At 59.5% G+C, this 8098-nt stretch carries 6 protein-coding genes; 5 read left to right on the plus strand and 1 reads right to left on the minus strand.

The annotated features are described in order from the left end of the window. Positions 1 to 195: 195 nt before the first annotated feature. Positions 196 to 2697, minus strand: a complete 2502-nt coding sequence (gene ptsP, locus ABLV30_RS26880; RefSeq protein ID WP_047724116.1) for a phosphoenolpyruvate--protein phosphotransferase — start codon at positions 2695 to 2697, stop codon at positions 196 to 198. Between the two features lie 309 nt (positions 2698 to 3006). On the opposite strand from ptsP, the gene ABLV30_RS26885 reads away from it, so the two are divergent. Genes ABLV30_RS26885 through ABLV30_RS26905 form a run of 5 tightly spaced genes read left to right on the plus strand, consistent with a single transcriptional unit; the run spans position 3007 to position 7971 of the window. Then, positions 3007 to 4083, plus strand: a complete 1077-nt coding sequence (locus tag ABLV30_RS26885; protein WP_004131253.1) for a PTS fructose transporter subunit EIIC — start codon at positions 3007 to 3009, stop codon at positions 4081 to 4083. A 20-nt stretch (positions 4084 to 4103) separates the two neighbouring features. Beyond that, positions 4104 to 4424: a PTS fructose-like transporter subunit IIB gene (locus tag ABLV30_RS26890; RefSeq protein ID WP_004100938.1), complete on the plus strand. Its 321-nt coding sequence runs from the start codon at positions 4104 to 4106 to the stop codon at positions 4422 to 4424. A 51-nt stretch (positions 4425 to 4475) separates the two neighbouring features. Next, positions 4476 to 6773: a formate C-acetyltransferase gene (locus ABLV30_RS26895; RefSeq protein ID WP_265800589.1), complete on the plus strand. Its 2298-nt coding sequence runs from the start codon at positions 4476 to 4478 to the stop codon at positions 6771 to 6773. After that, a complete protein-coding gene (locus ABLV30_RS26900) occupies positions 6739 to 7614 on the plus strand; it encodes a [formate-C-acetyltransferase]-activating enzyme (RefSeq protein WP_025106242.1) in 876 nt (291 codons plus the stop codon). Before ABLV30_RS26895 ends, ABLV30_RS26900 begins: the two co-directional genes overlap by 35 nt. A gap of 15 nt (positions 7615 to 7629) precedes the next feature. Further along, positions 7630 to 7971, plus strand: coding sequence for a PTS fructose-like transporter subunit IIB (locus ABLV30_RS26905; protein WP_004849743.1), 342 nt, complete (start codon positions 7630 to 7632; stop codon positions 7969 to 7971). Positions 7972 to 8098 lie beyond the last annotated feature (127 nt).

Genomic DNA, 8098 nt, shown 5'->3' on the forward strand with positions numbered 1-8098 from the left:
AGCCGGAGAAAGTATCGGCAACTAAAAATGGTTGCAGGCGTTCACAGTATCTACCCAATCTGCCTCCCTCAGGCACCGGACCCGGAAATCCCGGGTCGCGGCGTAAACGCCTTACCCGGGCTACTGCCCCACAGACGGCTGGAAACCCGTAGCCCCGGTAAGTGCAGCGCCACCGGGGAGATTCTCCGGACCGAATTACAGCTCCAGCTCGCGCTGCAGCAGCGCCGCAATCGCCTCGCTGCTCTGCGCCGTCACCAGCGATTGCCGGAACTCCGCATGCATAATGCGCCGCGCCAGCCGCGAGAAAATACGCATATGCTGATCCCCCGCCGAATGCTTATTGAGCGTCAGCATAATCACAAACTGCGCCTCGTCGTCGCCCCACGCCACCGGCTGCGCCAGACGGGCGACGCTGATGGTCGACTGCTCAATATGCTCCGATTTACTGTGCGGAATGGCGAAGCTAAACCCTAACCCGGTGGAGAACACCGCTTCGCGGGCCCACAGATCCGCTTCCAGCTTACGCGGATAGCGGCAGCGCCCGGCCAGCAGCAGATTGTCGGTCATGCCCTTAATCACCTCCTCTTTACTGCGCCAGTCGCTGTTCAGCGTAATGCACTGAGGGGTAATCAGCGGCGCATCCTGCTGGGTCATACGGAACTGGGCCAGCAGGTGCTCGACCTCCAGCGAAGTACGACACTGCATCGCCTGATTCAGCAGCTGACGGCAGGCGCGGCTGTCAAGCTGCGCCAGACGCGCCTTGGTCGCCGGGATCGACGGCGCGCTCATGCTCAGCTCATCCAGCCCCAGCCCCACCAGCAGCGGCAGCACGGAACCTTTGGCCCCCAGCTCGCCGCACAGGCCGATCCATTTACCCTGGCGATGCACCGCCTGAACCGCGTAATCCAGCGCGCGCAAAAAGGCCGGATTGAGGCTGTTGTAGTGGCGCGTCACCCTGGCGTTATCGCGATCCACCGCCAGCAGATACTGGGTCAGGTCGTTGCTGCCGATACTAAAGAAATCAATCTCTTCGCAGCACTGGTCGATGATAAACATCACCGACGGCACCTCGAGCATAATGCCCAGCGGGATCTTTTCATCAAACGGAATCTGTTCGCTGCGCAGCGACTGTTTGGCATCCGCCAGCTGCTCTTTCACCCACAGAATCTCCTCCATCGAGGAGATCATCGGAATCATGATTTTCAGCGCGCCGTGCGCGGAAGCGCGCAGAATCGCCCGCAGCTGAGTGCGGAACAGCGCCTGATACTCCTCATAAATACGCACCGCCCGGTAGCCGAGGAACGGGTTGTTCTCCGCCGGAATGTTGAGGTAGGCCACCGGCTTGTCGCCGCCGATATCCATGGTGCGGATGATAATGCTGCGCCCGTTGGCCGGCTCCAGCGCCTGGCAAAATAGGTTATACAGCTCGTTTTCCGACGGCGCGCTGGGCCTGTCCATATAGAGCATTTCGGTGCGGAACAAGCCTACCGACTGCGCGCCGTTGTTGAAGGCCGCCGTCGCCTCTACCGAATGGGCGATGTTGGCCGCCACCTCCAGGCGAATACCGTCTTCCGTACGCCCCGCTTTATCCAGCCAGGCCTGCTGCTGGCGGCGGATCTGCGCCTGCACCCAGGCCTCCTGTTGATAGTAGCGCGCCACCGCTTCATCGGGATTCACCACCACCAGCCCGGCGTTACCGTCAATCTGCACTCGCCGATCGACCCACGGCAGCAGCGCCTCCATATCGACGCCCACCAGAGTGGGAATATTGAACGAACGCGCGAGGATCACCGTATGTGAAGTGGTGCCGCCGCTGCGCAACAGCAGACCTTTAAGCAGGGTTTTATCCAGTTCAAGAAACTGACTGGGGGTGAGTTCATCGGCGAGGCAGATGGCCTCTTCCGTCAGCTTACCCGGTGCCGGAAAACGATCCTCACCGTAGATATGCTGCAGAAGCTGGAAGCAGACATCGCGCACGTCCAGCACCCGCTCCTGCAAATAACTATTGCCGGAAGCGCTGAACTGGGCGCAAAAATGTTCGCCGGTCGCGACCACCGCCTCAGCGCAGCTCAGGCCGCTCAGCAGCCCGCCCAGCAGATGCTGGCGCAGCGAGGCGTCGGTGGCCAGAGAGCGATGCGCCTCAAGGATCGCGCTGGCGGTACCGTCGTTATCCAGCAGGCGGAACTCAATATTTTTCACCAGCAGGGTCAGGCCCTTGTCCAGCGCCGCCTGTTCCTGTTCAATTGCGCCCGCTGCAGGCAGCGCGCCTGAATCGCGCAGGTCGAGGGACTTAAGATGGGTGAGCCTGCCGCCCGCGCTGCCGGCGCAGACCGGCTGGGCGTGAAACAGCGTGGGATTGAGGCGCGAGAGGGATTCAGGAACCGGCTGAACGTCCATGGATTCCGCCGTCGGCAGCGGCGCATCGCAGTGCGGGAACTCCTCGCTGATGAATGCTGACAGCGCGTCAAACGCCTGCTGTTCATCTTCGCCGCTGACGACCAGCTGGCAGCGGTCCCCCTTCAAGGTATTGGTGCCGATAATCGCCAGCGCGCTTTTCGCGTTTCCGCGTCCTTCCGTGCGGGTATTTAACCATTCGACCGAAGACGAAAAAGTATTGCACAGGGTTTCTACCAGGCTTGCCGGACGCGCATGCACGCCGTTGGGCAAATCACATATGAATTCAATTACCAGAGCCATCGCCTTCCTCCTGAATAATGCGTATTTAGCCAAAAGGTAAAGAAAGAACCGGCCCGCCACTACACGATAAAAGTGGCAATTACTGGATAATTGTATGCCCGACTCTTTTTTATGCTCGCGGTCACAAATCGCCTGACTAACGGCGCCAAAAACCCACCAGCGCTAAGATTTGAGGTGGATCGCAATTTTCCTCTGGCCTTACAAATATCCAGTAAATGCACTTTTTCTCTACTATTTTATGCGCCGCCCTTTTTCTAAGGTTGAAGCATCAACTCAGTCACGGGCCACGCAGCGCTCAGGAGAATAACAATGAATGAACTGGTGCAAATATTAAAAAATACCCGCCAGCACCTCATGACCGGGGTTTCACATATGATCCCGTTTGTCGTGTCCGGTGGGATCTTGCTGGCAGTCTCCGTCATGTTGTACGGCAAGGGCGCGGTGCCCGATGCCGCCACCGACCCTAACCTGAAAAAACTGTTTGATATCGGCGTGGCCGGCCTGACGCTTATGGTGCCGTTTCTGGCGGCCTATATCGGCTACTCCATCTCCGACCGCGCGGCGCTGGCTCCCTGCGCTATCGGCGCCTGGGTCGGCAACAGCTTCGGCGCCGGTTTCTTCGGCGCGCTGATTGCCGGGATCATTGGCGGGCTGGTGGTCTACTACCTGAAGAAAATCCCGGTGCACAAGGTGCTGCGCTCGGTGATGCCCATCTTCGTTATCCCGATTATCGGCACCTTTATTACCGCCGGGATCATGATGTGGGGCCTCGGCGAGCCGATTGGCGCGCTCACCGCCAGCCTGACCGGCTGGCTGCAGGGCATGCGCGAAGGCAGCATCGTGATTCTCGCCATCATCATGGGCCTGATGCTGGCCTTCGACATGGGCGGTCCGGTGAATAAAGTCGCCTACGCCTTCATGCTGATTTGCGTTTCCCAGGGCGTTTACAGCGTGGTGGCCATCGCCGCCGTCGGCATCGCCGTGCCGCCGCTGGGCATGGGCCTGGCAACGCTGATTGGGCGTAAATACTTCTCCGCGGAAGAGCGCGAAACCGGTAAGGCCGCGCTGGTGATGGGCTGCGTTGGCGTGACCGAAGGCGCGATCCCCTTCGCCGCCGCCGACCCGCTGCGCGTTATCCCGGCCAATATGATCGGCGCCGCCGCCGGCTGCGTCACCGCCGCGCTGCTCGGCGCCCAGTGCTATGCCGGCTGGGGCGGGCTTATCGTTCTGCCGGTCGTTGAGGGTAAAGGCGGATTTATTGCCGGCCTCGCGGTTGGCGCCATCGTCAGCGCCGCCTGCGTCATCCTGCTTAAGGCCCTGGCGAAAAAGAAAACGTCTGACGCCAAAGCCGATGACGAGATGGATCTTGATTTCGAAATTAACTGAGACACGGGAAGGAATATTGTATGACCAAAATTATCGCCGTTACCGCTTGCCCGTCTGGCGTCGCCCACACCTATATGGCCGCCGAATCGCTGGAGAGCGCCGCTAAGGCCAAAGGCTGGCAGGTCAAAGTCGAGACCCAGGGCTCCATCGGCATTGAGAACGAGCTGACCGCAGAAGACGTCGCCAGCGCCGATATGGTGATTCTGACCAAAGATATCGGCATCAAGTTTGAGGAGCGTTTTGCCGGTAAAACCATCGTGCGCGTCAACATCAGCGACGCCGTGAAGCGCGCCGAAGCCATTATGAACAAAATCGACAGCCACCTTTCGCAGAATGCCTGACTGAATACACGGGGCGCGGCCTGCGCCCCGCAAAATAACATGGAGTTTGTCATGACTAATCGCACTCAACGCTTAAAAGATCGTCTGTTCGCCAACCCGCGCGAAATCTCCCTCGAGCGAGCGCTGCTCTACACCGCCAGCCATAAACAGACCGAGGGGGAGCCGGTGATGATCCGCCGGGCGAAAGCGACCGCATGGGTCCTCGATCATGTGCAGATTTCGATTCGTGATGATGAACTGATTGCCGGTAACCGTACGATCAAGCCGCGCGCCGGGATTATGTCGCCGGAGATGGATCCCTACTGGCTGCTCAAGGAGCTGGACCAGTTCCCGACCCGCCCGCAGGACCGCTTCAACATCAGCGAAGAAGATAAGCGCATCTACCGCGAAGTGCTGTTCCCCTACTGGGAACATCGCTCGATGAAGGACTTCATCAACGCCCAGATGACCGATGAAGTGAAGGCCGCCGTCAGCACGCAGATTTTTAGCGTCAACCAGACCGATAAAGGCCAGGGACATATCATCATCGACTACCCTCGCCTGCTGGAAAACGGCCTCGCCGCGCTGGTGGCGGAGATGAAAGCGGTGAGTCAGCGGCACCCGCAGAACAATTTTTATCAGGCGGTGCTGATCCTGCTGGAAGCCTCCCAGCGCCATATTCTGCGCTATGCGGCGCTTGCCGATGACATGGCCGCCGTCTGCGGCGACGGGCAGCGGCGCAAAGAGCTGGAGACCATCGCGGACATCTCCCGCCATAACGCGGTGCACCGTCCGGAAGATTTCTGGCAGGCCTGCCAGCTCTTCTGGTATATGAACATCATTTTGCAGTATGAATCCAACGCCAGCTCCATCTCGCTGGGTCGCTTTGACCAGTACATGCTGCCGTACTATCAGGCTTCGCTGAATCGCGGCCAGGATCCGCAGTTTCTTCAGGAGCTGCTGGAGTCGCTGTGGGTGAAGTGCAACGATATTGTCCTGCTGCGCTCCACCAGCAGCGCGCGCTACTTCGCGGGCTTCCCAACCGGCTATACCGCCCTGCTCGGCGGCCTGACCGAGACCGGACGCAGCGCGGTCAATATCCTGTCGTTTTTATCCCTCGACGCCTACCAGAACGTTCGCCTGCCGCAGCCGAACCTCGGCGTGCGGGTCAACGAGCTGGTCGATCGCCCTTTCCTGCGCAAAACCGCCGAGACCATTCGCCTCGGCACCGGCATTCCGCAAATCTTCAATGATGAAGTGGTGATCCCGGCGTTTCTCAACCGCGGCGTCTCGCTGGATGACGCGCGGGATTACTCGGTGGTTGGCTGCGTTGAGCTGTCGATCCCGGGGCGCACCTACGGCCTGCACGATATCGCCATGTTCAACCTGCTGAAGGTGATGGAAATCGTGATGCTGGAAAACGAAAGTAACCCTGACATCACCTGGGACGGGCTGATCAACCAGATCCGCGACAAGATTCGCTATTACATTAGGCTGATGGTCGAAGGCAGCAATATTTGCGATATCGGCCACCGCGACTGGGCGCCGGTTCCCCTGCTCTCTTCCTTTATTGAGGATTGCGTGCAGCACGGCCAGGATATCACCGAAGGCGGCGCGCGCTATAACTTCTCCGGGGTCCAGGGCATCGGCATCGCTAACCTCAGCGACTCGCTGCACGCGCTTAAAGGGATGGTGTTTGAGCAAAAAAGGCTCAGCTTCGCTGAACTGATCGCGGTGCTGAAAGCCAACTTCCAGACGCCGGAAGGGGAAAAAATCCGCGCGCGCCTGATCAACCGCTTCGAGAAATACGGCAACGATATTGACGAAGTGGACAACATCAGCGCCGATCTGCTGCGCTTCTACTGCAAAGAGGTAGAGCAGTACCGCAACCCGCGCGGCGGTCGCTTTACGCCGGGCTCCTATACCGTCTCTGCCCACGTGCCGCTCGGCTCGGTCGTCGGCGCCACTCCGGACGGACGCCTGGCCGGAGAGCAGCTGGCGGACGGCGGGCTCTCGCCGATGCTCGGCCAGGACGTGCAGGGGCCGACCGCGGTGCTTAAGTCGGTCAGCAAGCTGGATAACTTTCTGCTCTCCAACGGTACGCTGCTGAACGTCAAATTCACCCCGGCGACCCTTGCCGGCGACGGCGGCCTCAATAAGCTGGCCGACTTCCTGCAGGCATTCACCAGGCTGAAGCTGCAGCATATTCAGTTCAACGTGGTCAACGCCGATACGCTGCGCGAAGCCCAGCAGCGGCCGCAGGATTTTGCCGGCCTGGTGGTGCGCGTTGCGGGCTACAGCGCCTTTTTCGTCGAGCTGTCGCAGGAGATTCAGGATGACATTATCCGCCGCACCGCGCATCAGCTGTGAGGTCCTGGAAACGCGCGCCGATAAGGCGCGCATTTTTAATATCCAGCGCTACTCTTTGAATGATGGTCAGGGGATCCGCACCGTCGTGTTTTTTAAAGGCTGCCCGCATACCTGTCCCTGGTGCGCCAATCCGGAGTCGATCTCGCCGCAAATTCAGACCGTACGCCGGGAGAGCAAGTGCCTGCGCTGCTCCCGCTGCCAGCAGGACGTGGTCGAGTGCCCTTCCGGCGCGTGGCAGCAGATTGGCCGCGACGTCACCCTCGATAATCTGCTTAAAGAGGTGCTGAAGGATGAGGTCTTCTTCCGCGCCTCCGGCGGCGGCGTGACCCTGTCGGGCGGCGAAGTCCTGATGCAGGCCGAATTCGCCGCGCGCCTGCTGCGCCGCCTGCGCGAATGGGGGATCAGAACGGCGATTGAAACGGCGGGCGATACCGCATACCGCCGCTTTTTTCCGCTGGCGCAGGCCTGCGATGAAGTGCTGTTCGATCTGAAAATCATGGATGAAACGCTGGCCCGCGAGCAGCTGCGGATGAATATGCCGCGGGTGCTGGATAACTTTACCCGTCTGGTGGAAGCGCATATTCACGTGATCCCCCGGGTGCCGCTGATTCCGGGATTCACGCTTGATGAAGCGAATTTCCGCCGGATTCTGGCGTTTTTGGCCCCTTTTAAGCTGCCGGAAATTCATCTTCTGCCGTTCCATCAGTACGGCGAACCCAAATATCACTTACTGGGAAAAAAATGGTCGATGTCGATGATTAAAGCCCCTGCAGAATCTGAGATTCAGCCATTCAGGACGCTGGCCGAACGGGCCGGTTTTAGCGTGACCGTCGGCGGATAACGCCAGGAGGATGCTATGGATTTCACTATCGTTGCCGTCACGGCCTGCGTCAGCGGCGTCGCTCACACCTATATGGCGGCCGAGCGGCTGGAAAAAGTCGGCCACCAGGAGAAATGGAATATCAAAATTGAAACCCAGGGCGCGCTGGGGGTGGAGAACAAAATAATGGCCGACGACATCGCCCATGCCGATGTCGTTCTGCTGGTGACGGATATTGAAATTGACGATGCCGGACGCTTTAGCGGCATCCGCACCATTAAGACCAGCATCAAAACCTTTCTGCTGCAGCCGCAGCAGATTGTCGACGCGGTGAAATGCATTATGAAAAAGCCGGTGGTTTATCTTGAGATCCCGTGAGTACACCGGTGATTTTGTCGCCCGGGCAAGGCGCTTGCGCCGCGGCCCGGGGAAGTAGCACTTCGCCTGCGAAGACTTCCCCCGGTCGCGCTGCGCTTACCGGGGCTACAGGTTCACCGCCGTTTGC

The organism is Klebsiella sp. CN_Kp113 (genome assembly GCF_040064585.1).
Classification (GTDB): domain Bacteria; phylum Pseudomonadota; class Gammaproteobacteria; order Enterobacterales; family Enterobacteriaceae; genus Klebsiella; species Klebsiella michiganensis.

Bases quoted from the DNA above. Each gene is read 5' to 3' on its own strand.
- ptsP (WP_047724116.1), bottom strand. From the start codon at position 2,697: ATGGCTCTGGTAATTGAATTCATATGTGATTTGCCCAACGGCGTGCAT.
- ABLV30_RS26885 (WP_004131253.1), top strand. From the start codon at position 3,007: ATGAATGAACTGGTGCAAATATTAAAAAATACCCGCCAGCACCTCATG.
- ABLV30_RS26890 (WP_004100938.1), top strand. From the start codon at position 4,104: ATGACCAAAATTATCGCCGTTACCGCTTGCCCGTCTGGCGTCGCCCAC.
- ABLV30_RS26895 (WP_265800589.1), top strand. From the start codon at position 4,476: ATGACTAATCGCACTCAACGCTTAAAAGATCGTCTGTTCGCCAACCCG.
- ABLV30_RS26900 (WP_025106242.1), top strand. From the start codon at position 6,739: ATGACATTATCCGCCGCACCGCGCATCAGCTGTGAGGTCCTGGAAACG.
- ABLV30_RS26905 (WP_004849743.1), top strand. From the start codon at position 7,630: ATGGATTTCACTATCGTTGCCGTCACGGCCTGCGTCAGCGGCGTCGCT.